This window comes from Corynebacterium sp. TUM25015, assembly GCF_056393505.1.
The window spans coordinates 1,538,835-1,565,389 of the sequence record NZ_CM150783.1 but is presented as its reverse complement, the minus strand read 5'-3'; the positions used below and the strand labels follow the sequence as shown (position 1 = coordinate 1,565,389).

The 26,555-nt window shown below is 60.9% G+C and carries 25 protein-coding genes and 1 tRNA gene; 10 read left to right on the top strand and 16 right to left on the bottom strand.

The window, feature by feature from the left end; genetic code table 11:
- Window positions 1-80 precede the first annotated feature (80 nt).
- Window positions 81-950 (top strand): DUF368 domain-containing protein, encoded by an 870-nt coding sequence (locus tag AC06DS_RS07100; RefSeq protein ID WP_477101191.1) that lies wholly within the window; start codon window positions 81-83, stop codon window positions 948-950.
- On the opposite strand, the gene polA is transcribed toward AC06DS_RS07100, so the two are convergent.
- Window positions 947-3,526, bottom strand: a complete 2,580-nt coding sequence (gene polA, locus AC06DS_RS07095) for a DNA polymerase I (RefSeq protein WP_477100349.1) — start codon at window positions 3,524-3,526, stop codon at window positions 947-949. The genes AC06DS_RS07100 and polA overlap by 4 nt on opposite strands.
- A gap of 75 nt (window positions 3,527-3,601) precedes the next feature.
- On the opposite strand from polA, the gene AC06DS_RS07090 reads away from it, so the two are divergent.
- The 7 genes from AC06DS_RS07090 (at window position 3,602) to AC06DS_RS07060 (ending at window position 10,314) form a co-directional block, all read left to right on the top strand.
- A tRNA-Leu gene (locus AC06DS_RS07090) sits at window positions 3,602-3,678 on the top strand.
- A 242-nt stretch (window positions 3,679-3,920) separates the two neighbouring features.
- A complete protein-coding gene (locus tag AC06DS_RS07085; protein ID WP_477100348.1) occupies window positions 3,921-4,820 on the top strand; it encodes an ECF transporter S component in 900 nt (299 codons plus the stop codon).
- Between the two features lie 142 nt (window positions 4,821-4,962).
- Window positions 4,963-6,381 carry a PepSY-associated TM helix domain-containing protein gene (locus AC06DS_RS07080; protein WP_477100347.1) on the top strand — a complete coding sequence of 473 codons (1,419 nt, stop codon included), beginning with the start codon at window positions 4,963-4,965 and terminating at the stop codon, window positions 6,379-6,381.
- A 33-nt stretch (window positions 6,382-6,414) separates the two neighbouring features.
- On the top strand, window positions 6,415-7,365 hold the full coding sequence (locus tag AC06DS_RS07075) for an ABC transporter substrate-binding protein (protein WP_293791270.1): 951 nt from the start codon (window positions 6,415-6,417) through the stop codon (window positions 7,363-7,365).
- Window positions 7,362-8,318, top strand: a complete 957-nt coding sequence (locus tag AC06DS_RS07070; RefSeq protein ID WP_293791271.1) for an amino acid ABC transporter permease — start codon at window positions 7,362-7,364, stop codon at window positions 8,316-8,318. Before AC06DS_RS07075 ends, AC06DS_RS07070 begins: the two co-directional genes overlap by 4 nt.
- 8 nt (window positions 8,319-8,326) lie before the next feature.
- Window positions 8,327-9,100, top strand: a complete 774-nt coding sequence (locus AC06DS_RS07065; protein WP_434816944.1) for an amino acid ABC transporter ATP-binding protein — start codon at window positions 8,327-8,329, stop codon at window positions 9,098-9,100.
- A 92-nt stretch (window positions 9,101-9,192) separates the two neighbouring features.
- A complete protein-coding gene (locus AC06DS_RS07060; protein WP_477100346.1) occupies window positions 9,193-10,314 on the top strand; it encodes an HNH endonuclease signature motif containing protein in 1,122 nt (373 codons plus the stop codon).
- Here AC06DS_RS07060 and AC06DS_RS07055 read toward each other — a convergent pair.
- On the bottom strand, window positions 10,295-10,684 hold the full coding sequence (locus tag AC06DS_RS07055; protein WP_434816946.1) for a hypothetical protein: 390 nt from the start codon (window positions 10,682-10,684) through the stop codon (window positions 10,295-10,297). The genes AC06DS_RS07060 and AC06DS_RS07055 overlap by 20 nt on opposite strands.
- Window positions 10,685-10,779: 95 nt before the next feature.
- Here AC06DS_RS07055 and AC06DS_RS07050 point away from each other — a divergent pair, with 95 nt between their 5' ends.
- Together AC06DS_RS07050 and AC06DS_RS07045 are read left to right on the top strand one after the other, a co-directional pair.
- Window positions 10,780-12,138 (top strand): DUF4921 family protein, encoded by a 1,359-nt coding sequence (locus tag AC06DS_RS07050; protein ID WP_477100345.1) that lies wholly within the window; start codon window positions 10,780-10,782, stop codon window positions 12,136-12,138.
- 17 nt (window positions 12,139-12,155) lie between these two features.
- Entirely contained in the window at window positions 12,156-13,382 is a 1,227-nt protein-coding gene (locus AC06DS_RS07045; protein ID WP_477100344.1) for an amidohydrolase, read from the top strand.
- Here AC06DS_RS07045 and pyk read toward each other — a convergent pair.
- The 14 genes from pyk to hisB all read right to left on the bottom strand — a co-directional run bounded on the left by pyk (window position 13,364) and on the right by hisB (window position 26,512).
- On the bottom strand, window positions 13,364-14,782 hold the full coding sequence (gene pyk / locus AC06DS_RS07040; RefSeq protein ID WP_293791278.1) for a pyruvate kinase: 1,419 nt from the start codon (window positions 14,780-14,782) through the stop codon (window positions 13,364-13,366). The two genes, AC06DS_RS07045 and pyk, sit on opposite strands and share 19 nt — an antisense overlap.
- Window positions 14,783-14,815: 33 nt before the next feature.
- Complete coding sequence (lgt, locus tag AC06DS_RS07035) at window positions 14,816-15,670, bottom strand: prolipoprotein diacylglyceryl transferase (RefSeq protein ID WP_477100343.1); 855 nt, start codon at window positions 15,668-15,670, stop codon at window positions 14,816-14,818.
- Complete coding sequence (gene trpA, locus AC06DS_RS07030) at window positions 15,667-16,437, bottom strand: tryptophan synthase subunit alpha (RefSeq protein ID WP_477100342.1); 771 nt, start codon at window positions 16,435-16,437, stop codon at window positions 15,667-15,669. Before trpA ends, lgt begins: the two co-directional genes overlap by 4 nt.
- A gap of 3 nt (window positions 16,438-16,440) precedes the next feature.
- Entirely contained in the window at window positions 16,441-17,730 is a 1,290-nt protein-coding gene (gene trpB, locus AC06DS_RS07025) for a tryptophan synthase subunit beta (RefSeq protein WP_477100341.1), read from the bottom strand.
- A gap of 18 nt (window positions 17,731-17,748) precedes the next feature.
- Window positions 17,749-18,558, bottom strand: coding sequence for an indole-3-glycerol phosphate synthase TrpC (gene trpC, locus AC06DS_RS07020; protein ID WP_448308075.1), 810 nt, complete (start codon window positions 18,556-18,558; stop codon window positions 17,749-17,751).
- Between the two features lie 19 nt (window positions 18,559-18,577).
- Window positions 18,578-19,297, bottom strand: coding sequence for a TIGR02234 family membrane protein (locus tag AC06DS_RS07015; RefSeq protein WP_476728142.1), 720 nt, complete (start codon window positions 19,295-19,297; stop codon window positions 18,578-18,580).
- Window positions 19,294-20,871: an anthranilate synthase component I gene (locus tag AC06DS_RS07010; RefSeq protein ID WP_477100340.1), complete on the bottom strand. Its 1,578-nt coding sequence runs from the start codon at window positions 20,869-20,871 to the stop codon at window positions 19,294-19,296. The genes AC06DS_RS07015 and AC06DS_RS07010 overlap by 4 nt, the downstream gene beginning before the upstream one ends.
- 1 nt (window position 20,872) lies before the next feature.
- On the bottom strand, window positions 20,873-21,232 hold the full coding sequence (gene hisI, locus AC06DS_RS07005; protein ID WP_293791284.1) for a phosphoribosyl-AMP cyclohydrolase: 360 nt from the start codon (window positions 21,230-21,232) through the stop codon (window positions 20,873-20,875).
- Entirely contained in the window at window positions 21,229-22,011 is a 783-nt protein-coding gene (gene hisF, locus AC06DS_RS07000) for an imidazole glycerol phosphate synthase subunit HisF (RefSeq protein ID WP_477100339.1), read from the bottom strand. Before hisF ends, hisI begins: the two co-directional genes overlap by 4 nt.
- Window positions 22,008-22,985, bottom strand: coding sequence for an inositol monophosphatase family protein (locus tag AC06DS_RS06995; RefSeq protein ID WP_434816956.1), 978 nt, complete (start codon window positions 22,983-22,985; stop codon window positions 22,008-22,010). Before AC06DS_RS06995 ends, hisF begins: the two co-directional genes overlap by 4 nt.
- Complete coding sequence (gene priA, locus AC06DS_RS06990) at window positions 22,985-23,749, bottom strand: bifunctional 1-(5-phosphoribosyl)-5-((5-phosphoribosylamino)methylideneamino)imidazole-4-carboxamide isomerase/phosphoribosylanthranilate isomerase PriA (RefSeq protein WP_448308078.1); 765 nt, start codon at window positions 23,747-23,749, stop codon at window positions 22,985-22,987. Before priA ends, AC06DS_RS06995 begins: the two co-directional genes overlap by 1 nt.
- A gap of 68 nt (window positions 23,750-23,817) precedes the next feature.
- Complete coding sequence (hisH, locus tag AC06DS_RS06985; protein ID WP_434816958.1) at window positions 23,818-24,537, bottom strand: imidazole glycerol phosphate synthase subunit HisH; 720 nt, start codon at window positions 24,535-24,537, stop codon at window positions 23,818-23,820.
- An 11-nt stretch (window positions 24,538-24,548) separates the two neighbouring features.
- Window positions 24,549-25,898, bottom strand: coding sequence for an MFS transporter (locus AC06DS_RS06980; RefSeq protein ID WP_448308080.1), 1,350 nt, complete (start codon window positions 25,896-25,898; stop codon window positions 24,549-24,551).
- Window positions 25,898-26,512, bottom strand: a complete 615-nt coding sequence (gene hisB / locus AC06DS_RS06975; protein ID WP_477100338.1) for an imidazoleglycerol-phosphate dehydratase HisB — start codon at window positions 26,510-26,512, stop codon at window positions 25,898-25,900. Before hisB ends, AC06DS_RS06980 begins: the two co-directional genes overlap by 1 nt.
- Window positions 26,513-26,555 lie beyond the last annotated feature (43 nt).

The window sequence follows — 26,555 nt, the reverse complement described above, 5'->3', positions numbered from 1 at the left end:
TTGGCCGCGCGTTAGGCGGGAGCTATTGAGGGCGTCCAGTACGATGGTGCGCGATGAAGGCAATACAAATATTAGTGAACATGGTCCGTGGCGGTTTGATCGGCATGGCCGAGCTGGTGCCCGGCGTATCGGGCGGAACAATTGCACTAGTTACTGGCGTGTACGAGCGTGTCCTCCACCAGGCGAACTTGTTCTTGGACGCCACGAAGCAGCTTCCCAAGGATAGGAAGGCTGCGTTTGCCCAGTACAAGGCTTTGGATTGGATGCTCTTGCTGCCGATGTTGGTGGGTATGGGCGCCGTTGTCCTCTCTCTGGCCGGAGTAATGGAGAGCTTCGTGACCGACAAGCCCGTCCATGCGCGGGCGCTGTTCTTCGGCATGGTGCTGATCTCCCTGAGCGTGCCGATTGGCATGACCGATAAGGAGGATGTGCGGCGACGCCTGCCAATGGCGATCCTCGGAATGGTTGTGGCGGCAGTGGCGACATTCTTCCTGACAGGCCTAACCAGCGCGCCGCAGTCTGACCCGAACCTTTTGTGGGTGTTCGTGGCCGCGGCGATCGCGGTGTGTGCGTTGGTGCTACCGGGCGTTTCGGGTTCTTTCTTCCTGCTGGCAGTGGGATTGTACTCCGCGACTATGGCTGCTGTGGACGATAGAAACCTGCTGTACCTGGGCGTGTTCTTCCTCGGTGCGCTGACTGGCATCGTGTGCTTTGTGCGTCTGCTGGAGTACCTACTGCACATTCACCGCACCATCACCCTGTTTGTGATGACGGGGCTGATGATTGGTTCCCTTCGCGCACTCTGGCCGTGGCAGGATGGCGACGCCAACCTGCAGGCACCCGGCGAGAACCTGGGCGCAGCCCTCGGGCTGTTCGTTCTCGGCGCAGCCATCGTGGGGGCGATGCTGGTAGCCGAGAAGGTCGCCGGCGCAAAGGCTGAAGCCAACTAGTGCGCAGCTAGGTCCCAGTTATCGCCCGTGCCGGCAGAGACATCCAAAGGCACGCGCAGCTGGGCGGCTGCATCCATTTCCCGCTCCACGAGCTCGGTCATCTGCTCCAGCTCGCCAGGGGCAACTTCCACAACGAGTTCGTCGTGGACCTGCAGCAGCACGCGGGAGTTCAGCTGCTGCCGTGCAATCTCCCGATCCACACGCAGCATAGCCAGCTTGATAATGTCCGCCGCCGTACCCTGAATCGGTGCGTTAAGGGCGGCACGCTCAGCATTCTCACGAGCCACGCGGTTCGATGAGTTGAGCTCCGGCAGATAGCGACGGCGCCCGTAGAGGGTTTCCGTATAGCCGGTTTCCTTGGCAACCTCCACCACGTGGTCGAGGTAGCGCTTCACACCGCCGAATCGCTCGAAGTAGTTATCCATGATCTTCTTCGCCTCCCCTGCGCTGATTTTCAGCTGCTGGGAAAGGCCGAAAGCGGATAGACCGTAGACCAGGCCGTAACTCAGCGCCTTGACGCGGCGGCGTAGTTCCGGAGTGACCTCATCGACAGGCACGTCGAACACGCGCGAGCCGACATAATTGTGCAGATCCTCGCCGCTGGCGTAGGCCTCGATGAGCCCCGCATCTTCGGATAGGTGCGCCATAACGCGCATTTCGATCTGGGAATAGTCGGCGGTCAGCAATGTTTCGTAGCCCTCCCCGACTTGGAATGCGGCACGGATCTTACGGCCTGCGTCTGTGCGCACGGGGATGTTCTGCAGGTTCGGGTCGGAGGACGAGAGTCGACCGGTCGCCGCACCCTTTTGGTTGAAGGTGGTGTGAATGCGCCCGTCGTCACCCACCGCCTCGATCAGCCCGTCGATGGTGGACTTCATCTTTTGGTATTCGCGGTGAGCCATCAAGTGCCCCAGGAATGGGTGGTTCGACTGTGCCGCAAGCTTTTCCAGCTCGGCAGCAGCGGTGGAATAGCCAGTCTTGGTCTTTTTGGTTTTCGGCAGGTCGAAGGTCTCAAAAAGCACCTTCTGCAGCTGCTTCGGGGAGGAAAGGTTCAGCTCCGGCTCCCCTGCCAGTTCGCGGGCTGCGGCGACCTCCTCGTTCAGGCGTGTGCCGTAGTCATCGGAGAGTTCTTGCAGCGCCGCGTCATCCACGGCAATGCCTGCGTGCTCCATCTTCGCCAGGATCAGCGCCAGGGGAACCTCCAAGTCAAAATACAACTCGGACTGTCCGGCCTCTTCGATCTCTGGAGTGAGGGCCTTCACCAGTTCCGCCACGGCCTGGGCTCGGTCGGTGCCGGTGGCATTGTCAGATAATTCGTGCCCCACGTGTCGCTGCACCACGTCCGCAAGACCGAGAGTGCGCACGTCGGGGCGCAGCAAGTAAGCCGCAAGCGATGTGTCATGCTCCACTCCGTCAAGCTTTAGGCCTTGATTTTGGAGTGTATGGAAGGCTTGTTTGGAATCGTGCAGCCACTTTGTGGCCTCCGGATTGGCCAGCCACTCCGACAGGGCTTTCTCATCCTTCGGATCCACGTCCGCCAGGTCGATGAGCACTGCAATGTTGTCCTGATCCAGCAGAGTCAATTGCTCGCCGTCAACATCGACCACCGTGCCACGGGTGCGCTTCTTCAGCCACGCCCCCAGCTTCCCAGCCTTGGGTTCCTCCACTGTCACGGGCACAGCTGCGCTGTCGGCGAACTCCACGCCCATGATCTTGAACGTCCTATTGCGAAGTCCCGTGCCAAACTGCAACTCCTCGAACATGCCCAGGGCTTCGTTGGCATCGATGTCTCGGGGGCTAAGGGCGTCCATACCATCGACGAGCTTTAGATCCCGCACCATTTCCGTAATGTCGCGCGCCAGCACCACATTGTCGATGTTCTCCCGCAGGCTAGTGCCGACCTTGCCGCCGATGTCGTCCATGTTGTCGATCACGCCCTGCAGACCGCCGTACTTCGCGATCCACTTTTGCGCCGTCTTTGGGCCGACTCCCGGTACGCCGGGCATGTTGTCGGAGGTATCGCCGCGCAGCGCCGCGAGGTCTGGGTACTGGGTGGGGGTCACGCCATACTTTTCCTCCACGGCCTGCGGAGTAAAGCGGTGCAGATTGGAGACGCCCTTCAGCGTGTACAGCACCGTCACATCCTCGGTAACCAGCTGCAAAGAGTCACGGTCGCCAGTACAGATCAGTACCTCCATGCCTTCCTTGGCGCCCTCGGTAGCCAAGGTGGCAATGATGTCGTCAGCCTCGTAGGACTCTTTGTCGAGGGTTGTGACGCCCAACGCTTCAAGAGTGCGGCGGATCAGCTCAATCTGGCCTTTGAACTCCGGCGGCGTACTCGGACGCTGCGCCTTGTACTCCGGGAAGGATTCCTCGCGGAATGTCGGCCCGGACAGGTCAAAAGCGGCGGCGACATGGGTGGGCTTCTCCTTATCCATAAGAGTAAGGAACATGCCCAGGAAGCCATAGACCGCGTTTGTGTGCTGGCCACCGACCGTGGAGAAGTTGGCGGCGGGTAGCGCATAGAAGGCGCGGAAAGCCAGCGAATGACCGTCGAGGAGTAAGAGTTTAGCCATGCGACCAACTTTAACGGAGGGCGGTTTTGGTTGGCTCGAGCACCGTGGCGTATTATGCACCGGTAAGCACTTCGCGCCCCAGTAGCCCAATTGGCAGAGGCAACGGATTCAAAACCCGTCCAGTGTGAGTTCGAGTCTCACCTGGGGCACCATGTAGACACCCGCTGTTGAGGAAAACCTTGGCAGCGGGTTTTGCTTATTCCTGCCACGCTCGTACCCCCCACGCCAAGTATCTGAAGTATCGGTGTCAACACCCCAAAAAGAACCACCCCGACATACCGAAAACCGACCGCAACAAGCCGGAGCCCGACGAGTCCGTTAATATGAATCGCAAAGAAAATTCGCAGCCTTGCCTGAAAGGCCGCTAAGCACTTTTTGTGACGCTAGGAGAACCATGACGGAAGAGAACTTCGGTTCAAACGATCCTGTGAACCCCGCCAACAACGGCGCACAGCAGCCCGAGCAGCCTCAGGCGCAGGCGCAGGGCAATTGGAACCAGAACCCGAACCCGTACGGCCAGCCTAACCAGGCACCGCAGCAGGACTGGAACCAGCAGGCTGCGCCTCAGCAGGGACAGAACGCATACGGCGCCCCGCAGAACGGCCAGAACGGCTACCAGAACAACTTCCAGAACCAGCAGGGCTTCAACGGACAGAACGGCCAGGCAGGCCAGTTCGACATCAAGCAGTACCTGGACTTCTCCAACAAGTCCGTGCTGTGGATGGTCTGCGCAGCCGGTGCCGCTCTGATCAGCCTCATTGGCAGCTTCATGCCGTGGGGTAAAGTCACTGTTCCTTTCTATGGAACCATCACAGTCTCCGGTACTGACGGCGATGGCATGCTCACGATGTTCCTTTCCCTGATCCTGATCGGTGGAATCGCTGCCTACCTGTTTGTAGAAAAGCTCACCAAGATGTGGTGGCGCGGCATCCCAGTGATCGCCATCGGTGCCGTTCTGCTGCTGATTTCAGTAATGGATTGGACCGATATCGGTTCCAAGGCAGGCCAAGTGGACAAGGACGTCGCCCAGGTGAGCGTGGGTGCCGGTCTGATTTTGATCCTCCTCGCTTCCATTGCAATCATCGCCTTTGGTGTTCTGACGCTGCTTAACGACAGGAAGAATTCTCCAGCAGTCCAGCAGGCAGGCTTCGGCCAGCCCCAGCAGGGCTACGGCCAGCCCCAGCAGGGCTACGGCCAGCAGCCGCAGAACAACTTCGACCAGAACAACAACTACGGTCAGCCACAGCAGAACGGCTTCGACCAGAACAACTTCGGTCAGCAGAACCCGCAATAAGCTTTAGCTTTAGCTTTAGCCGGAAAACTCCCGCGCCTCTCTTCGCAGAAGGCAGCGGGAGTTTTTGTTTCTTTACCCCCGCATTCCCCCAATGCAGACCCCTATTGGGAACCGATCCCGGTAGACATTCGACTAATGAGTCATGTCTCGCAGAATCATTCGCAGAGTCCACACTCTCGCCGGACTCTTTATCGCACCTCTTATCCTCGTAGCCACGCTATCGGGCTTCTTCTACGCGCTCGCGCCCACCATCGAAAGCTGGGTCTATGACGCCGAACTGACAGCCACCTCAACCAGTCCAGCACAACCCGTAGCTAAGCAGATCGAGGCTGCCAAGCGCATCCACCCGGACTTGGACGTCGCGAAGGTACAAATCTCCGACAAGGAAGGTAAGACCACTCGTGTGCTCTTCGCCGACCCGGAACTCCCCTCCGAAAGCTACACCCACGCGGTGTTCGTCGACCCGGGTGATCTCCACGTCACAGGCGAACTCGTGCAGTACGGAAGCGCCGCTGCCCTACCTTTCCGTTCCTGGCTTTCCGAAGGCCACCGAAACCTGTGGCTGGACGAGCCCGGGCGCATCTACTCCGAAACCGCAGCTACCTGGCTGGGTCCGATGGCCGTCACTGGCGTGGCGATGTGGTGGATCATGCGCAAGCAGAAGAACCAACGCAAGCCCAAAAAGAAGTCCCGTCGTGAAGCCATGAAGCGCCACACTCTCATCGGCCTCGTCGCAGCCCCAGGCCTGATCTTCCTGTGCGTCTCTGGCCTCACGTGGTCCCACTTTGCAGGAGATAACATCGCTACCGTCCGCGAACAGCTGAACTGGATGACTCCCAAGCCCAATACCACCATCGGTGGCGAGCCAAGTGCGGACGGCGACTCCGGTCATGGCGACCACGCAGGTCACGCAGGTCACGGTGATCACGGCGGAAGCGCCCACACCGACGCAGATGCCACACCGGTCAATACAGACAACGCAGACACCGTTTTGCAGGTTGGTCGCAATGAAGGCCTCACCGGAACGCTGCAGTTGGAGCCTCCGAGCAAGGCTGGCCAGGCATGGACCGTCAGCGAACCACGCCAGGCGTACAAGATGTACAACGATGCCATCACCGTAGACGGGGATACCGGCGCCGTCGTTGACCGCCTGCCCTTTAAGTCGTGGCCGATTGCAGCACAGCTGACCAGCTGGATTATTCAGCTACACATGGGCACACTGTTCGGATTGGTCAGCCAGATCGCACTCGCATTGCTGGCACTCGGCATTGGTGCGCTTGTTGTGTACGGCTACATCATGTGGTGGCGTCGCCGCGGTGGAAAGAACACCGGCAACCGCGTCGACCTCAGCTCCCTTACTTGGAAGCACTGGCTGACATTGGCCGTCCTGCTCGGCGGATACAGCGTGGTCGCTCCCCTATTTGCTGTCAGCGGTGCCATCCTCTTCGTCCTTGCCTGGGCTTTGGACTTCCGTGCAGGAAACAAGCGCGATAGCAAGCCCCGGATTTCCGCAGACCTAGACGGCGAAAAACAAGAGCCCGTTTCGGTCGAAAGCCATTAAAGAATATTCACATACTCCGATATAATCCACTGTATGAAACATAGCCACCCGCGCTCCCTGGCCCGTACAGTGGCCAAGGGCACCCTTGCGATCCTTCTTTCAGCATCGCTGGCGGGGTGTGTGACCAACGAAGAACTCGGCAATCCGGAAGGATGGGAGGAAATCCTCCCAGCAAAGAACCCCCAGCTAGCCGCCCTTGTGCCCCCAGAAATTCAAGCAAAAGGGAAAATCACCGTCGGCACCAACCCGCCCTACGCGCCCAACGAGTTTAAAGACTCCGACGGCAACATCATTGGCTTCGAAATGGACCTCATCCGCGCCGCTGGCGCCATGATGGGTCTCAAAGTCGAAGTGAATCAAATGGACTTCAACCTGATTCTGCCCGCCCTCAGCGCAGGATCCGTCGACGTCGGAGCTACCGCCTTCACAGACACCGAAGAACGACAAACAAACTACGACTTCGTCGACTTCTACAGCGCCGGTATCTCCTGGGCCACCCAGCCCGGCACCCACGTCGACCCGGACAATGCCTGCGGCCTGAAGGTCGCCGTCCAAAAGGGCACCTACTCCGACACGGACGAGGTGCAGGGACGATCCGAAGAATGCGAGGCCCAGGGCAAACCCCCGATCGAAAAGCTCGTCTATGAAAAGGCCGACGCCGCCGCCACCGCAACCATCCTGAAAAAAGCGCAGGCATACAGCTCTGACTCGCCGGTGATCGACTTCGCCATCGCCCGTTCTGAAGGCAAGCTAGTGCGAGTGGGCGAACCTTTTGACACCGCCCCGTTCGGTATGGGCGTCAAAAAGAACAACCCGCTAGGAACAGCACTGGCAGCGACGATGCAGACCATGATGAACGACGGCACCTACGAAGCGATCCTGAAGCAGTGGGGGCTAGAAGACGGTGGGCTTGACGCCGTGACGTTCAACCTCAAGCCGTACCAGCTGCCCCGCACGCTCCAAACGAAAGAAGGCACCAAGTGAGCACCCCAAACGCCTCTTCCGCCTCTGACGCCACACAGCGCAGGCGCCCCACCGAAAACAAAGCGATCCCACTACGCCACCCCGGTCGCTGGATCGCGGCGGTGATCCTCGCGGGGCTCGTGGTGTGGTTCATCATCTCCGCAGCCCAGAACGAGGCCTACCACTGGGATACCTACTTCCAATACCTGCTGGACACGCGCATCGTGAAGGCCGCGATGCACACCATTGCGTTAACGATTCTGGCGATGATCATCGGTGTGGTCATCGGCGCTATCGTCGCGGTACTTCGCATGTCCCCGAACCCGGTGTTACAGGGCGTGGCGTGGCTCTTTCTGTGGATCTTCCGCGGTACGCCCGTGTATGTGCAGCTGGTGTTCTGGGGTCTGCTGAGCTCCCTGTACCAATCCATCAATGTTGGATTCGCCGAGATCAACCTCGAAACAATCCTGCAGAATGCCTTTATGCTGGCGGTCCTGGGACTCGGTTTGAACGAGGCGGCCTACATGGCCGAGATCGTGCGCGCCGGCATCCAGGCCGTGCCGGAGGGACAGTCCGAAGCGTCGAAGGCACTGGGCATGACCTGGAGCCAGAACATGCGCCGCACTGTAATGCCACAAGCCATGCGCATCATCATCCCGCCAACGGGCAACGAGTTTATCTCGCTGCTGAAGACCACCTCACTGGTCATCGCCGTGCCTTACGCTGCTGAGCTGTACGGTCGTGCCACCGACATCTCGAACTCGCTGTTCCAGCCCGTACCCCTGCTGCTGGTCGCCGCCACGTGGTACCTGGTGATCACTAGCTTGCTGATGATCGCGCAGTTCTACGTGGAGCGTTACTTCTCTCGCGGATCGTCGCGCCAGCTCACGCAGCGCCAACTCGCTGCCCTTGCGGACGCCGAAGGCGTGCCCCCGCGCAATGTCACCGTCACGCCGAACGATAAGAAGGACTAGGAGCCACCATGTCTGACAACAACGCGCCGATGATCGCCATCAAGAACGTGTGGAAGCGCTACGGTCGACTCGACGTCCTTAAAGGCATCGACCTCGACGTACCCCGCGGTGGCGTGACCTGCCTGATTGGCCCCTCCGGCTCCGGCAAGTCCACCCTGCTACGCTGCGTCAACCACCTGGAGAAGGTGACCTCCGGACGGATCGAAGTAGACGGCGAACTGATCGGCTACCGCGAAAAGAACGGCAACCTCTACGAGCTGACACCAAAGCAGGCAGCAGCACAACGCGTGGACATCGGAATGGTGTTCCAGCACTTTAACCTCTTCACCCACCGGACCGTTATCGAGAACATCATCGAAGCCCCGGTGCAGGTGCGCGGAGAAAATAAAGACGAAGCCCTCGAACACGCACACAAGCTCCTGGACCAGGTTGGGCTCGCGCACAAGGCCGACGCCTACCCTGTGCAACTTTCTGGCGGCCAGCAGCAGCGCGTGGCGATCGCCCGTGCGCTGGCAATGCGCCCGAAGCTGATGCTCTTCGACGAGCCGACAAGTGCGCTGGATCCCGAGCTGGTTGGCGAAGTACTGGGGGTAATGCGCCGACTGGCCGATGACGGCATGACCATGCTTGTAGTGACCCACGAAATGGGATTCGCCCGCGAAGTAGCCGACGAGGTTGCATTCATGGATGGAGGCGTGATCGTGGAGCACGGACCGTCCGCGGAGGTCATTGGAAACCCGCAGCACAAACGCACCCAAGAATTCCTATCGAGCCTGCTCTAGGGGTGAAAACGAGGGGGCGTCGATAAGAAGGGAGAGGGGGTGTCCGGGGCCGTGTGTAAGGTAAGCGGCGCTCGGACACAAAGGGGGCAAAAATGGATGCCGACGAAATGCGGCGAATGTGCAATAGGGTCGACGCGGCGTATGCGTACAGCGTGATCGACGACCCAACCGTGGCGCGGATACAAGCGCAGCGGAAGGCGGGGACGGCAGATGCGACAGTGTTCGCACACGCGGCACAGATACTCGCAGTGATGAATTTATTGGGACTTGCCGCGCTGAAGGCAGGGATAATTGGCGTGCGGCACCTAGAGCAGGTGTGGCGTGTACGAAACGCTTACGCAGCAGCGCTGACGGAACCCGACGAAACAGGGCGGGCGATCATGGAGCTAGAACAGCTCAACCGCTACCTGGAAAAGCACGCAGTGGATTGCATCAGCGCGCGGGAAGATGGGCCGACTGCGAAAGAACTTGGGGAATATCTGTGCGAAGTGATTGCGCGGGACTTCCCCGCTCCCTTCGCGACCGGTGAGAAGGCAGCGGCGGAGGAACGCTCCGCAACGCGGAGTTCGGTGGCAACGCTGGGCGGAGCAGCGGAGTTTTCGCGCTGGACACTAAACATGCCAAAGGATCAATCGCAGCGGATGTGGGAAGCAGTGACCAAGAAGGCGAAAGTGCTGGCCGGGGAACTGGATTGTGACTTGGCACAGGCACGGATGGATGTGATTGCAGGACTGATCAGCGGCGAAGAGTCCAATGCTGTGGTGCACGTGCACGTGTTCCGGTGGGAGCATGGGCCCGGGTTCATCCCCGGTGCTGGCGCGATCAGCACTGAGCAGGCTGACTACTATGAGAGCTTCGCCTCGCGAGTGGAGAGTGTGACGGTGCCGCCGGCGGTAGAACAGTACACGCCCAGCAGGGAGATGAAAGAATTTCTAGTTGGTCGGGACGGGACATGCCGATTCCCCGGGTGCGAACACCCGGCGCCGATGTGCGACAAAGACCACATTGAGCCGTACAACCACTCGGAGCCTGCGGAAGGCGGACCGACGGATGTGCGAAACATGCAATGCCTTTGTAGAGCCCACCACAACCTAAAGACCAATGGCCAGTGGAGGGCGAGTACGCAGGACGGCGGCTGGACTATCAAGTGGGTGAACCACCACGGAGAGGAGTTCACCACGCACGCAAGGGGTGTTATACCGAAGCCACAGTGACGTGCCACGGCACGCGGGGCGAACCGGGATCGTCGTGGACCTGGCGCAGGATCGGCTCGGAGGGTTCCTTTTCCCGGGTAGTGAGAAGCTCCGCGAAATGCATGGCTAGCCCAGAAACAGAGCCGATGTCGTAACGGGCGACGTCGACGGTAAGTTCGGCGCCGGTGGCCGGGTCGGATCCTTCGTCGGGGCTCTCCCCGAAAAGCTCCACCCAAGTAGTGACCAGTTCGGGATCAGCGGGAAGCCCGGACTGGCAATTCAGCGTGCCTTCAAACGCCTCGCCGAGGGCTGCAATCATGGAGCGGAAATCCTGCTCGATTGTGGCCAGCTGCTCATGGTTAGCCAGCAGCCGAAAAGTAATCTTTGGCATTCCCCTAGTGTGGCAGCACGCAGCGGTGAACGGCAAGCACGGTGTGGGGTTAGTGGTGTGATCGACAGAACTTCAAAACGACTAGACTGTGTGCCGTGATTGGTTCCCATACTTCGCACCCCGCGCCCGTACCGCCCCTGACGACCCTGCCAGACGGGACGATCAAACAGGTCAACCCATTTTCCGGCACCGAGGTGTGGACAGTCCCCGGACGGGGTAACCGCCCCATCGCAGAGCACCGACCAGAAGTACGCACCGTGGCCGACCGCGACTCTGCTACTGCATTCGGGCTCAACCGTAAGCTGGACACTCCGCCGGAGAAGGCACGCCTGGTGCTGGACGAGGACGGTAAGCCACGCATCCTCCGTGGCCTTCCCGTCAGCGAGCTAGAGAACACCGAACCACTGTTCCGCCGTGTCGCGAACCTGTTTGAGATCCTGACGTACGACTACTGGCTGTTGAACTACGGCTACCGAATGAACCCCACAGCCGCCAAGCACATGGCCGATTATCTGGCAGAGGAAGCCGGCCAGAATCACGTCGAACAGATCCTGCGCACCAAATGGGCCGCCGGTGGGAAGACCCAAGAAGAACTCGATGAGCTCTTCTCCCCCGACCGCCGTCTACAGACCCTCTACGAAGAAAGCGGCTCACTATTCGCCGGTGGTCACGACGTAATCATCGCCCGCGACCACTATGTCCCCGGTGCAGAATCCACCGACCAGCTGGCATCCAGCGGCACACTGGGTTGGGAAAACCACCGCCACTTCATCGCTTTCACCGTCGACAGCATGGACCGCCTGTACCGCGCCAACCGCTATGTGCGCTATGTCGCCGCCTTCCAAAACTGGCTCGCCCCGGCGGGAGCCAGCTTCGAACACTTGCACAAGCAACTCGTCGCTATCGACGAACACGGCCTGCAAAACGAACTCGAGATCGCCCAGGTCCGCGCGAACCCAAACATGTACAACGAATGGGCCGTCGATTACGCTGCCCGCCACAACCTCGTTTTCGCCGAAAACGACCATGCCATCGCCTTCGCGGGTTTCGGGCACCGCTGGCCAACGCTGGAAGTCTTCTCCAAATCCGCGACGACCGAGCCGTGGCTCATGACCGACGCCGAACGCGATGCTGTCTCGGATCTGGTTCACGCCTGCCACGTCGCAGCCGGGCCACACATTCCCTGCAACGAAGAATGGCTTCACCGTCCCTTGGACGTGGACGTGCCCATGCCCTGGCGCATCGTGATCAAGTGGCGTGTGTCCACCATGGCTGGTTTCGAAGGCGGTACGAAGATCTTCATCAACACGATTTCCCCCGCTGATCTCAGGGAACGCGTACTCAATGCACTGCTCACTGCACAGGAGGAGGGGAAGCTCGCGCCTGGAATCCGACTCGGCGATGACTGCGCCACCCGCCCCAACATGCTGAAGTACAACCCGGCTATCCGATAGAAAGGACTTCCCCGTAAATGCGCAACGCAGATATTGCAGAGTTCATCTCGGACCACGGTGTGGATCTGAGCTGGCAGGACAGCTTTTACCAGTGGATGCATGAAAATCCCGAGTTGTCTCTGCAGGAAGAACAGACGGCAAAGCACATCATCGCCCGGTTGGCGCAAATGGATTGCGAAGTAACCACCGGTATCGGCGGACATGGCGTCACCGCAGTGTTCCATAACCCAAGCGGCGCAGGGGCAGACGAGCCAACAGTGCTAATGCGCGCCGATTTCGATGCGCTCCCGGTGCAGGAGACCACCGGCTTGCCCTATGCCTCGAAGAACAATGGAGTGATGCATGCGTGTGGCCATGACATGCACGCCACCGCCCTGATGGGACTGTGCGCGGTCCTCGACGAACGCCGCGATGCGTGGCACGGCACCTTTATTGCGCTGTTCCAGCCTGCGGAGGAAGTCACCGCCGGTGCCAGCAATATGATCAACGACGGCTTGGCCGACAAGATCCCGGCGCCGGACGTGTGCCTGGGACAGCATATTCTGCCGGGCCGCCTCGGCACCGTGATGTCCGCACCCGGCCCGGTGCTGGCGGCCTGCGACACGATCACTATCACGCTGCATGGCAAGTCCGCGCACGGTTCGAGCCCGCAGGATGCAATCGACCCAACGTTCCTCGCTGCGCTGATTGTCGTGCGTTTGCAGGGCATCGTCGGCCGCGAGGTCGCGCCGTCTGACTTCGCGGTCATTACCGTCGGCACGCTTTCTGCGGGGCATACGAATAACACCATCCCCGATACGGCAACGCTGGTACTGAACTGCCGCTTCTACGACACCGATGTGCGCGATAAGACCTATGCCGCGATCGAGCGTGTCGTGCGCGGCGAGTGCGCTGCGTCGGGGTGCGAGGTTCCTCCAGAGTTTGTCTATTCCGCCCACGGCGAACTAACGGATAACACACCTAGCGTATTCGAGCAGGTGCGCCCGGTTTTCGATGCGGTTTTCGGCGAGGATTCTATTGACGCCGAACCGTGGACGGCCTCCGAAGATTTCTCGGAAATCCCCCGCCACTTCAATGTGCCGTATCTTTTTTGGACGATCGGCACGACTGATCCGGAGCTGTGGAACTCCGGCGAGCCAGTGCCTGGCAATCACCACGGAAGCTTCGCTCCACGGATCGAGGCACTGGGCACCTCCACGGACGCGGCATTGGCCGCAACCTTGAGCTACCTCTTCCGCTCCTGACCCAGTAGGTGCACCTGGATCATGTTGGTGTTGCCGGAGATTCCGGGTGGGGAGCCGGCGACGACGACCATCATGTCGTCGTACTTGTACTGCGGCATAGCCAGCAGGTGGTGGTCTACGGTGTCCATCATCTCGTCAGTGGACTTCACGTCCTCGATCAGGAACGTCTCCACGCCCCACGTCAGCGCCAGCTGCGAGCGCACGGCCTGCGACGGGGTGAACACCAGCAGAGGCAAGTGGGAGCGCAGGCGCGCAACACGCTTAGCGGTATCGCCGGACGAGGTGAAGGCAACGAGTGCCTTCGCGTTGAGGCGCTCGCCGATGTCCTTGGCTGCGTAGGAGATCACGCCGCGGCGGGTGCGCGGACGGTGTGTAAGTGGCGGCACTTCCCCATCAACTTCGGCTGCGGCAACAATTCGCGCCATCGTCTCGACGGTCGTGATTGGGTGCTTGCCGACGGAGGTCTCGCCGGAGAGCATCACGGCATCCGCACCGTCGAGCACGGCGTTGGCCACGTCGGAGGCCTCCGCGCGCGTCGGGCGGGAGTTCTCGATCATGGAATCCAGCATCTGCGTTGCCACAATCACCGGCTTCGCGTTCTCGCGGGCGATCTGGATGGCACGCTTTTGCACCAGCGGCACGTCTTCCAGCGGTACCTCCACGCCAAGGTCACCGCGGGCGACCATGATGGCGTCGAAGGCCAAGATGACGGGCTCCAGTGCATCGACGGCCTCGGGCTTTTCCAGCTTGGCGATCACAGGTACGCGACGGCCCACCTCGTCCATGATGTCGCGGACAAGCTCCACGTCAGAGGGGCTGCGCACGAATGACAGTGCGATAAAGTCCACGCCCAGCTGCAGGGCGAAGCGCAGATCCTCGGTGTCCTTTTCACTTAGTGCAGGCACGGAGATATTCATGCCTGGCAGGGAGACACCTTTGTTGTTGGAAACCGGGCCGCCTTCAGTGACCTCACACACGACATCGTTGCCGTCGACTTCTTTACACACCAAGGCGATCTTGCCGTCGTCGACGAGCAGGCGGTCGCCAGGGCGCGCGTCGCGGGCGAGTCCCTTGTAGGTGGTGGACACGCGGTCGTGGGTGCCCTGTACGTCATCAACGGTGATGCGCACGGTTTCACCGGTCGCCCAGACGGTAGCGCCCTCTGCGAAGCGCCCCAGACGAATCTTCGGGCCTTGCAGGTCAGCGAGCACGCCGACCGCCTTGCCGGACTCGTCGGTCGCCTCTCGAACCCAGTTGTAGTTTTGCTCGTGGTCAGCGTGCTCGCCGTGGGAGAAATTCAGGCGCGCAACATTCATTCCGGCGTCTACGAGCCCGCGGATCTGCTCTTTCGAGGCAACCGCAGGACCCAGGGTGCAAACAATCTTGGTTCTTCTATTCACGAGTTCGAGAATAGCCCCGCGCCGTGGTCCTCGCTACTCCTTGGGTGTGACGCCCTTAGCCCTGCGCTCTTTCAGCGTCCACCACACAAAGAGCGCCGTGGCGGCCAGGAACACCACTGCCGAAACCACAACATTGATACGTATATCGCCGAAGACGGTGGTGGCTGCATCGGTGCGAATATTTTCGATAAAGAATCGCCCAAACGTGTACCCCATCACGTAAAGGGTGAATAGCCTTCCCCCGCTTACTCGCCAGTAGCGTTCTGCGACTAGCAGCAGAACTACGACGAGCAGGTTCCATAGCAGCTCGTAGAGGAACGTCGGCTGTACGGTAGCCAGTACTTCCCCGGTCGAGTGTCCGGTGACGGGCGCGGAATACCCATTCTCGTCGACGCGCCGGTAGATCTCTAGCGCCCAGGGGGCATCACTGGGCCCGCCGTAAAGCTCTTGGTTGAACCAGTTTCCAAACCGGCCAATCGCCTGTGCGAGTGGAATCGTGGGCGCGACGGCCGCGGCAAAGGTTCCCAAAGGCAGCTTCTTGGCTTTAAAGAGCAGCCACACTGCCAGGGAACCGAGGACGATGCCACCCCAGATCCCCAACCCACCGTTGGTGATGTTAAACACCTGGCTCGGGTCTTTCCCCTCCCCGAAATACTTTTGGTGATCGGTGATGACGTGGTACAGGCGGGCACCAATAATTCCCGCAGGCACGGCGACAAGCAAAGCGTCGACCGTAACTTCTGGATCCCCGCCCAGTTTTGCGTAGCGGCGGCGTGTCCAGAAGTAGGCCACCACCACTCCGGTGAGGATGCATAGCGCATAGGCGCGGATGGGTATGGGACCTAGTTCCCATACCCCTTGGGGCGGCGACGGAATGACCGCCGTCATGCGCGCACTCCCTGTGCCAGCTCGGCGGCTAGCTCACCCAGGTTGCCGGCAGCTGCGGCTTGGATCAGGGCGGAGCCGACAATCACGCCATCGGCGTAGGCGGCAATGCTTGTGGCATGTTCCCCGGTCTTCACACCCAGCCCCACTGCCACCGGCAGTTCCGTTGCTTCGCGCACGCGCGCCACGAGTTCCTCTGCAGAGTGGGAAACTTCATTCTGCGCACCGGTCACTCCCATGTGGGATGCGGCGTAAATGAAGCCATCGGCGGCGTCAACAGTAAGGGCCATGCGCTCGGGCGTGGTGGAGGGTGCTACGAGGTACACGGGCGACAGATCATTCGCGGCGCAGGCCTGTGCCCACCGGTCGGCTTCCTCAGGTAGAAGATCCGGAATGATGGAGCCCAATCCCCCGGCAGCGGCCAGGTCCGCGGCGAATTTCTCGGGGCCGTACTGCAGGATCGGGTTCCAATAGGACATGATGACGGCCTTGCCACCGGCCTTGGTGACAGTGCGAACCACATCCATCGTGTCCTTCACTCGGAAACCATTGGCCAGAGCTTCGTTGGCTGCATCCTGGATGGTGGGACCGTCCATCATCGGGTCGGTAAAAGGAACGCCTACCTCGATAAGGTCGGCGTGCCGAGCCAGCTCGGTGACAAGCTCCTTAGTTTTAGCCACCGTGGGATAGCCGGCGGGGAAATAGGCCACCAGCGCAGCCCGCCCCTCGGCGCGGGCGTCGAGGAACACCTGGGAAAGTCGGGAGGTCATGCCTTAGCCATCCTTCTCGCTTGTCTGATCCAGAATGTCGAACCATTTCGCAGCTGTCGTGACGTCCTTGTCACCACGGCCGGAAATGTTCACGATAAGCGTCGCACCCGGCTTTTCCTTAGCGATCTTCACCGCGGCGGCCACAGCGTGCGCGGACTCGATGGCCGGGATAATGCCTTCCAGGCGGGTTAGCAGTTTAAAGCCGTCCATAGCCTCGGCGTCGGTGATAGGTAGGTAACGGGCCCGACCCTCAGCATGCAGCTGCGAGTGCTCCGGCCCCACGCCCGGGTAGTCCAGACCCGCGGAGATGGAGTGCGATTCGATGATCTGGCCGTCTTCGTCTTGCATAAGATCGGCGTACGCACCCTGGAATACGCCCTGTAGCCCCAGGGTGATCGGCGCAGCGTGGCGGCCAGTTTCCATGCCATCTCCGGCGGCTTCGGCACCGACGATGTCCACGCCTTCGTCTTCGATGAACGGATGGAACAGGCCAATGGCATTCGAACCGCCGCCCACGCAGGCAATCACCGCATCGGGTAGCTTGCCAGTTTCGGCCAGCAGCTGCTGGCGCGCTTCCACTCCAATGATTCGCTGCAGGTCGCGCACCATCTGCGGGAATGGGTGCGGGCCTGCGGCGGTGCCGAAGCAGTAATACGTGTCATCGGCGTTGGATACCCAGAAGCGCATGGCTTCGTTGATGGCGTCCTTCAGCGTGCGGGAGCCAATCTCCACTACCTCCACCTGGGCACCTAGCAGGCGCATGCGGGCAATGTTGAGGGCCTGGCGTTCGGCGTCCACAGCCCCCATGTAGATACGGCAATCAATGCCGAGTAGCGCACAGGCCGTTGCCGTGGCCACACCGTGCTGGCCTGCACCGGTTTCAGCGATGACGCGAGTCTTACCCATGCGCTTGGCCAGCAGCACCTGCCCCAGCACGTTGTTGATCTTATGGGAGCCGGTGTGGTTAAGATCCTCGCGCTTCAGCCATACCTCCGCGCCCACTTCCTCAGAGAAGCGTGCCGCGTAGTACAGCGGGGACGGCCGCCCCGTGTAGGTGCGGTGTAGCTCGTCGAGCTGATCGAGATATCCCTGGTCGGAACGTGCCTTCGCCCAGGCATCGGTGATCTCGTCGATCACGGCCATGAGGGCTTCGGGGATGTATCGGCCACCGAATTCTCCCCAATGCCCACGCTCGTCAGGCTCGTGGTGGGTGGCGGTACCCAGGATCTCGCCTACCGTCGGCAGGGGCTTGCCCTGTGCATCGGCATTCTTGGAGTTCTTTTCGGTAGTCACAGTGTTACATGCTATCGTCTAGGAATTTTTTTGTGGGCAAGCGGGGTGTTTTCCTGCCGCTGCAAGATCCCGGCACGCCTGTGCGGGGTTACCAGCGGTAACGAGTCCTTCGCCGACGAGCACTGCGTCTGCACCCGCTGCTGCATATGCATTGAGGTCGTGTTTATTCTTGACGCCCGATTCTGCGATCTTCACGACGTCATCCGGCAGCGTCGGGGCGATCTTGCCGAACACCTCCGGATCCACCTCCAGGGTCTTCAGATTTCGCGCGTTGACGCCGATGACCTTCGCTCCAGCTGCAACGGCGCGCTCTGCCTCTTCGGCGGTGTGTACTTCCACCAAGGCAGTCATGCCCAGGGATTCGCTGCGATCCAGCAGAGATTCCAACCGTTGCTGTTCAAGGGCTGCGACGATGAGGAGGATAATGTCCGCGCCATGTGCCCGAGCCTCGTGGATTTGATAGGGGTTCATCATGAAGTCCTTGCGCAGCAGCGGGATATTCACCGCGCGCCGCACTGCATCGAAGTCCGCCAGGGAGCCCTTAAAGCGTCGTTCCTCTGTGAGACAGCTGATGGCTGTTGCCCCATTGTCCTCGTAGGCCTTGGCCAGTACTTCGGGCTCGGCGATCTCGGCGAGATGCCCTTTGGAAGGGCTAGCACGCTTTACCTCGGCAATGAGGCTGACCCCCGGGGCGGCCAGCGCGGAATGGGCGTCGAGCGCCGGTGGTGCGTCCAGGGACATGGCCTTGATCTCCTTATATGGGATCTTGGCTTCCCGCTCGGCCTGGTCTTCTAGCACCCCGGCGATGATCTGGTCGAGAACAGTCATGTGTGTCACATTTATGAGCTTATCGCCCGCGCTTGGTGCGGGAGAAATCGGATTCTTCGGTCGGATCCACCCCCGCGTCGAGAGCATCCCACAGCACGCGAGCTGAATCTGGATTCTCCGCGAGGTCCTCCTCCGCATCGGCGCGACGTACCTCCGGGGTCTCGTATCGACTGTGTCCCTTGGACTCCTGACCGGGGCGCAGGATGAGGATGCCACCACCGACGACTCCCACCGCCGCCGCGAGAAGCACGAGCACGATTCCCAGCGAATGTACTTCGCCGCTAATTACTTGTGCCCAGTCCGAGATCTGCACCGGATCCGATTGCTTCTGGGTTGCCGCTCCACTGGTCAAGATGCTCTTAGCTCTAGCCAGATCCACATCATTGGTCAGCAGCTGCACTGCCCGGAAGCTGGCCGTCGCCGCCAGGGCAACAATCACCACCCCCAGCACTCGCCGGATCATAGGCTGCACCGCAATCGAGAGGATCAGCGAAGCCAGCATCGCCAGCGCAAGAGGCACTAGTGCCGGATCCCACACGGAACCCACGAGCTCCTTGGTGGAGGCGCCGGCCTTGTCGTCGTCGATGGCCACGGTCACGAACTTCAGTCGGCTCGCTCCCCACAGCCCCGCGGCGCTCAGTACAACACACAGCAGGGCAATTTGCCGGATACGCTTGGCCTTCTGCGTGATGCCGTTGTCCTCTACTTTGCTGTCCTCTACTTTGCTCGCCTTGCTCACTGTCCTACCTCTGCACTCGCACTCTCGATGGTCTCTGCGGCGGCAACGGCCCGCAGCACTGCGGCGGCTTTATTGCGCGTTTCCAAATCCTCGGATTCCGGATCTGAATCCGCGACGATTCCTCCGCCTGCCTGCACATACACCGTGCCATCCTTGTACAGCCCAGTGCGGATCGCGATGGATTGGTCCGTGTTTCCGGAGAAATCAAAATAGCCGACAGTTCCGCCGTATACTCCGCGGCGAGTTTCCTCCAGCTCATCAATAATCTTCAACGCCGAGGGCTTCGGCGCACCCGATAGCGTCCCTGCTGGGAAGGTCGCATTGAACGCATCCACTGCCGTCTTTCCCGCAGCCAACTTGCCGGACACCCCGGAGACCAAGTGCATTACCGCCGAGTAGCGCTCCACGTGACGGAAGTCGTGCACCTCCACGGTGCCGGGTTCGCTGACTTTCCCGAGGTCGTTACGTCCCAGATCCACCAGCATGAGGTGCTCCGAGTTTTCCTTTTCGTCGTTTACCAGCTCGCGTTCAAAGGCGAAGTCCTGCTCCACTGTCTCTCCGCGCGGCCTGGATCCGGCGATGGGGAACGTTGTGACATTTCCGTCACGGACTTGCACCAGCGATTCCGGGGAGGAACCGATGATGTGGAATGCTGTGGCGTCAAAATCCTCGGTAGGAACGTTGAGCAAGAACATGTACGGCGAAGGGTTTGATACGCGCAACATGCGATAAATATCGATCGCCTCGACGTCAGTGTCCATCTCGAAGCGCTGCGACAGCACCACCTGGAACGCATCGCCGGCCTTGATATGCTCTTTCACCTTGCCGATGCGCTGACGGTGATCGTCGTAGGTGCGCTGCCGACGGTAGTCGGGCGTGGGGTCGTTATAGGTAGTGACGCCCCCTGCTACTCCCCTGGCCAGCCGTTCCACCATGGCGTCGAGCCGTTCCACTGCCTCGTCGTATGCCTCGTCCACGCGCTCATCAGAGTTATCCCAGTTGATCACACTGGCGATCAGCCAAATGGTGCCCTCGTAGTGATCCACGACGGCCATATCCTCGACGAGGAGCTGCACCATATCGGGAATATTCAGATCATCGGTGCAGGTATCGGGAATGCGCTCGATATAGCGGATCATGTCATAACCCATGTACCCCACCAGACCACTCGTTAACGGCGGCAAGCCTGGCATCGGGGCGGTCTGCAGGTGGGCAAGGGTATTACGGATCGCGTCGAGCGGGTCGGTTCCCTCTGGAATATCTACAGGCGGCTGGCCGATCCAGCGGGCGGCACCGTCGTCCACGGAGCTCTTAGCGGTCAAGGCGCAACGGGCGCCAGTGCCGATAAAGGAGTATCGATCCCACGACTGCCCGTGGGCGGCGGACTCCAACAGGAAAGTGCCGGGGCGCCCATCGGCGAGCTTGCGATAAGCCGACAGTGCTGTTTCTCCATCGGCGAGAACCTTGCGTACAACGGGCACCACGCGGTGGTCAGCGGCGAGCCTGCGGAAAGTCTCACGGCTCGTCAGGTCGCCGGTGGCTCGGCTGGAAGTGTTGTCACCCATGCCAAACATGTTAGGCCAAGCGGTCGGCGTCGAAACAAGTGCGGTCGCCGGTATGGCATGCAGCGCCGGTCTGCTCGACTTTCAGCAGCACCGTATCGCCGTCGCAGTCCAGGCGTACTTCTTCGACGCGCTGGGTGTGGCCGCTTGTTTCGCCCTTGATCCAATAGGATTGGCGCGATCGGGACCAATAGGTGCCTTTGTGGGTGGCTAGGGTATGCGCCAGGGCGTGGTCATTCATCCACGCCATCATCAGCACATCACCGTTCGTGGCATCCTGCACGATGGCGGGCACGAGACCGTCAGCGTTGAAGCGCACCCGCTCGGCAATGGCGTGGTCTAGTTCAAAGGTTGCCGGGTCGGTGCTGCTCACAGCCGCACCTCGTATCCTGCGTCGGCGAGTGCCTGCTTGACCTCGCTGATTTCCACTTCGCGGAAGTGAAAGATGGAGGCGGCTAGTACGGCATCGGCCCCGGCCTCCACTGCGGGTGGGAAGTGTTCCGGGGCGCCGGCGCCACCGGAGGCGATGACGGGGATGGAAACAGCCGAACGCACGGCCTGCAGCATCTCGATGTCGAAGCCGGCCTTTGTGCCGTCGCCGTCCATGGAGTTCAGCAGTATCTCCCCCACTCCCAGTTCCTCACCGGTGCGGGCCCATTCGACAGCATCCATTCCAGCGGATTTGGTACCGCCGTGGGTGGTGACCTCAAAGCCGGAGGGGTATTTGTCTGCCTCATCTGGGTTCTGTACGCGCCGCGCGTCTACGGATAGGACGATGCACTGAGCACCAAAGCGCTGCGAGAGCTCCCTGAGCAACTCGGGGCGAGCGACGGCGGAAGAGTTCACGGAGACCTTGTCTGCACCTGCGCGCAGCAATGCATCCACGTCTTCCTCGCTGCGTACTCCCCCGCCGACGGTCAGTGGAATAAACACCTGGTCTGCGGTGCGACGCACCACATCCAGCATGGTGCCGCGGCCGTCCTTGGAAGCGGAGACGTCCAGGAACGTCAGTTCGTCAGCACCCAGCGAGTCATAACGCTTGGCCAGCTCGACGGGATCTCCTGCATCGCGTAGGCCCTCAAAGTTCACGCCCTTCACTACCCGGCCATTGTCTACATCTAGACAAGGGATGATGCGCACGGTGACGCTCATCGGATGCCCCCTCGGTCGCGGATCTCTTGGGCATTGCGGGCAGCGGTACCGATCGGCACGGCTTGGATGTGCTGCAGGAGGGTGGCGTGAACCTCCGGCTCACCAGCGACCAGACCAGAGACGCCCGGGCGCCAAGGATTTCCTGCAAAGTCAGTGGCAATACCACCGTTTTCCTCTACAGCGAGGATGCCCGCCGCGTTGTCCCATAGGTTGGGGCTGAACGTCACCGTGCCACCAAACACTCCGGCGGCGGTGAAAGCTAGGTCGATGCCGACCGAACCGGTCACGCGCATGCGCGGGTAGGACTTACCAATTTCGTTGAGCATGTCCTGCCGGTATGAAATCGGCAGGTTTCCGCGACGCTGCGAGAGGATGGAGCCGAAACTGATCTGGGTGACACCAGGGTCGGACGGCGGCATAGCTCGCGACGGGTGCCCATCGACGAGCAGTCCGTGTCCACGACGAGCGGTGATGCGCTTGCCCAGCAGTGGCATTTCGGTCACGGAAATCATGGTCTGCCCCTGGTGTACCAGGGAGACCAGGATGCAGGCGAAGGGATTACCCACTGCATAGTTAGCAGTGCCGTCGATAGGGTCAACCACCCAAAACGTCTCCGGCAGCTCCTGGTCGCCAGCTTCGAGAGACTTACGCCTAGGACCATCCAGGCCATCGGCCATGGCGTCGCTGGGGTTGGGCTCGGTGACGTTCTCCCCCGGGACTTCACCGGGGCGTACGGTACCGAATTCCTCGCCGTGCACGGGCAGACCAGTGTACTGGGTCAGCAGTGTACGCAACTGCCGTTCGACGGTCAGATCGGCTTCGGTAGCGAAGTCGCCAGGAGACTTAATGACCTCCGGCTCTGCACCGACTGCTGCGGTGAACGTCGTCTCGGCTTCATCCACGGCGGCCTCAGCGATGGCCAGCAGCGACCGCGTGTCCAACTCCTCAGGGTGTACTCCGTGGAAGGCTGTCATTAGTTACCACCTTCTCGAGCTGCCTGCAGAGCCTGCTCCAGGGTGAACTTGCCTGCGTATAGTGCCTTGCCGACGATGGCGGAGTCCACGCCCTCGTCCACGACCGCCGCCAGAGCGCGGATGTCGTCCAGGCTCGAAATTCCGCCAGAGGCGACAACTGGAGCATCGGTGGCCGCGGCCACTTCGCGCAGCAGGTCGATGTTTGGGCCGTTCAGCATGCCGTCGCGGCTGACATCGGTGACGACGAGGCGCGATACTCCCTGAGAGTCCAGGCGCTCCAGTACCTCCCACAGCTCGCCTCCATCGGAGGTCCAGCCGCGGCCACGCAAGCGCCATTCACCGTCGACCTCTCGGGTATCCAGGCCAATAGCTACCTTGTCGCCATAACGAGAGATGACGGATTCGCACCACTCCGGATCTTCCAACGCTGCGGTGCCAATGTTCACTCGGCGGCAACCGGTGGACAAAGCACGCTCCAGCGATTCATCATCGCGAATGCCTCCGGAAAGCTCGACGTTCACATCTAGCTGACCGGTGACCTCCTTGAGCAGCTCAAAGTTGCTGCCTCGGCCAAAGGCTGCGTCAAGGTCCACCAGGTGAATCCACTCCGCACCCGCGTTCTGCCAGGCCAGAGCTGCCTCGATCGGCGCGCCATAGCTGGTCTCTGTGCCTGCGGCACCCTGTACCAGTCGGACGGCTTGGCCGTCGGCCACGTCAACGGCGGGTAGCAGGGTTAGAGCACGGGGGTTTTCAGTAGAAGCCATAGGAAGAATCCTAACGTGTAGAGAGGTCAGCGAAGCTCGAATCGGTCAAAGAAGTACTACTTTCAGATCTAGAGTGTTTCCACCCAATTCCGCAGCAGGTGCAGCCCCGCATCACCTGACTTCTCCGGGTGGAACTGTGTGGCCCACAGCGGACCGTTTTCCACCGCAGCAACGAAGCGGCTGCGCCCATGACGTGCCCAATGCACCAGTGGCGGTTCTGTCCGCCCGTCGGTCATGAGCTCCCACTCCTGCACGCCATAGGAATGCACAAAATAGAATCGTTCGGAATCCTTGATCCCGGCGAACATCTTCGATCCTTCAGTAGCGGGCGCTCCCAGTGCGCTCGCGGACGTACCGTCGCCCACCTCCACGGTGTTCCACCCCATGTGCGGTAGTACGTCCGCATCCAATTTTTCCACCGTGCCGGGCCACTCACCCATGCCTTCGGTATAAGCCGCAGATCCTTCGTCTGCACCTTCGGCGAACTCGGCTCCCTGTTCGAAAAGGATCTGCATGCCAACACAGATTCCCAGCACCGGGCGCCCGCCTGCCAGGCGCTGCCCAATCATGCGGTCGCCGTGGACACTGTGCAGCTGTTTCATACAGGCACTGAATGCCCCTACCCCCGGCACCAAAAGCCCGTCGGCTCGCTGGACGGTCTCCGGATCGCGGGTTACCTCAACCTCGGCGCCAGCCCTTTCCACCGCTCGCTGGGCGGAGCGTACATTTCCGCTGCCATAGTCCAAGAGGGCGACATGTGGGCGTCGAGAAGAAAGAGAAGAAGTCATAGCTAGCTAGTTTAGCCGGACTTACCTGGGCGCAATTCTCGCTTTCGGACACGGCGTAGTGTTTCGCGAACATTGCCGTGGTCGGTAAGGCGGTGACGCCCCACGATTCGGTCAAGAACCGCGATGACAAAACCTGCCAGAGCGACCGCGCCAGCAGTAATAAACGCACCCTGATACGTCAGTGCACCTGCGACGAACCCCAGCAAAACAGCACCAACACCGGTACCGCCATCGAAAGTCATGTTCCACAGCGCGGAGGCCTTAGCGGACTCGGCCCGGGGCAGGCGGTCGAACAGCATCAGCAGCGCCTCAGTCTGGTTGATGCCAAAACCCACGCCGAAGAAAGCAGCCGATGCCAGCGACCACATCAGCAATAGCCCACCGCTCGGGTGCACAGCCAGCATGACGGCTGCCGACCCCAAACCCACTACGCACAGCACCAAGCCGAGTGCATTCAAACGGCCCGGTTCGCCCACACGGTCGGCATACCAGCCGCTGAAAAGGCGCGAGCCGATCTGCATCAACCCCACGATGCTCAGCGCCAAGCCAGAAATCGTGGCCGCCACGCTCGCGTCGATTTCCCCGGCGGCGGGCGCCAAGAAGGTGCTAAACCCGGCGAAGCCCACCGCAGCTGCGCCGATGGATAGACCCGGCACAGTTGCCAGCTTCCACGTCGCTGCACGCGGCGCAGCCGGGGTGTAATCCGACTGCGCGGTCGCGTTATCCGGAATATCCGCAGCCACACCGGGAGAGTTTTCGCGCTCAACCTTCGGCAGTTGCAAAGCGGCCAAAGCTCCAACGGCAGAGTAGGCCGCCGCAGCCAAGCACACGCTCACCAGGCCAAAGCTGCCATATAGCCACATTCCCAGGGGGAAGCTGATTAGCTGGGTCACACCCACCGTCGCGCCGAACACACCGGAGGAACGTCCCACCAGTCTTGGTGGAACGAGCTCCGCGATCAGCGCGGCTTCCGTCACGGTTACCGCGCCGAAGCCCACACCACGCACAGCCGCGATGGCCAGCACCGTCACTGCGGACATATCGGCGATGTACACCAGCGCCGGGAAGCCCAACAGCAAACCGGCAACAAGCATGACGGGCGAATATCCAACCGCACGCAGCAGACGCGGGGTGAAAGCCTGCGTCAGAACCGTCGCAGCCATAAATACACCGGTGGATAGACCGGCGATACCGTCCGTCCCGCCCCCATCGATCACGGCCAGGGGGATGACCGGCAGTAGCAGCGCCCAACCGCCAAACGCACAGAAGACCGAGACCAGTGTGGCTTTCAGGCCGGGAGCCTGCCACACGGAATCGATCTTTTCTAGCTCTTCAATGGTCAGCGCCTGTGGGCGCGCCACTACAGCGTTCCCTTAGTCGACGGGACTCCGCCCACGCGCGGGTCATTCTCCACGGCGGTCCGCAGTGCACGGGCCACTGCCTTGAACTCCGCCTCCGTGATGTGGTGCGGATCGCGACCAAAGAGGCAGCGCACATGCAGCGCAATACGTGAGTTCAGCGCCAGGGTCTCAAAGAAGTGCTGGTTAATGACGGTGGCGTAGTGCCCGCCGATCACCGCGCTGAGCATCTGCTCTGGCTCCCCCACGCCCACGTAGTACGGACGTCCCGATACGTCCACCGCCGCGTGTGCCAGTGTCTCGTCCATCGGGATGAAAGCATCGCCGAAGCGGCGGATTCCTGCCTTATTTCCCAATGCCTGTGCGAGCGCCTGGCCCATCACAATAGCTGTGTCTTCCACGGTGTGGTGTGCGTCGATCTCCACGTCGCCACGGGCATGCACGGTGAGATCAAAGCAGCCGTGCGCACCGAGGGCGGTCAGCATGTGATCGAAAAACGGCACGCCGGTATCAATATCGGTCTTGCCGGTTCCGTCCAGGTTCCACTCGACCTTAATATCGGATTCTTTGGTGGCTCGCTGGGCCTTCCCGATGCGCGGAGCGGGATTCGTTGCCACAGTAGCTTTGCACCTGCCTCTCTGGTCTTGTTCTCTTGAAGGT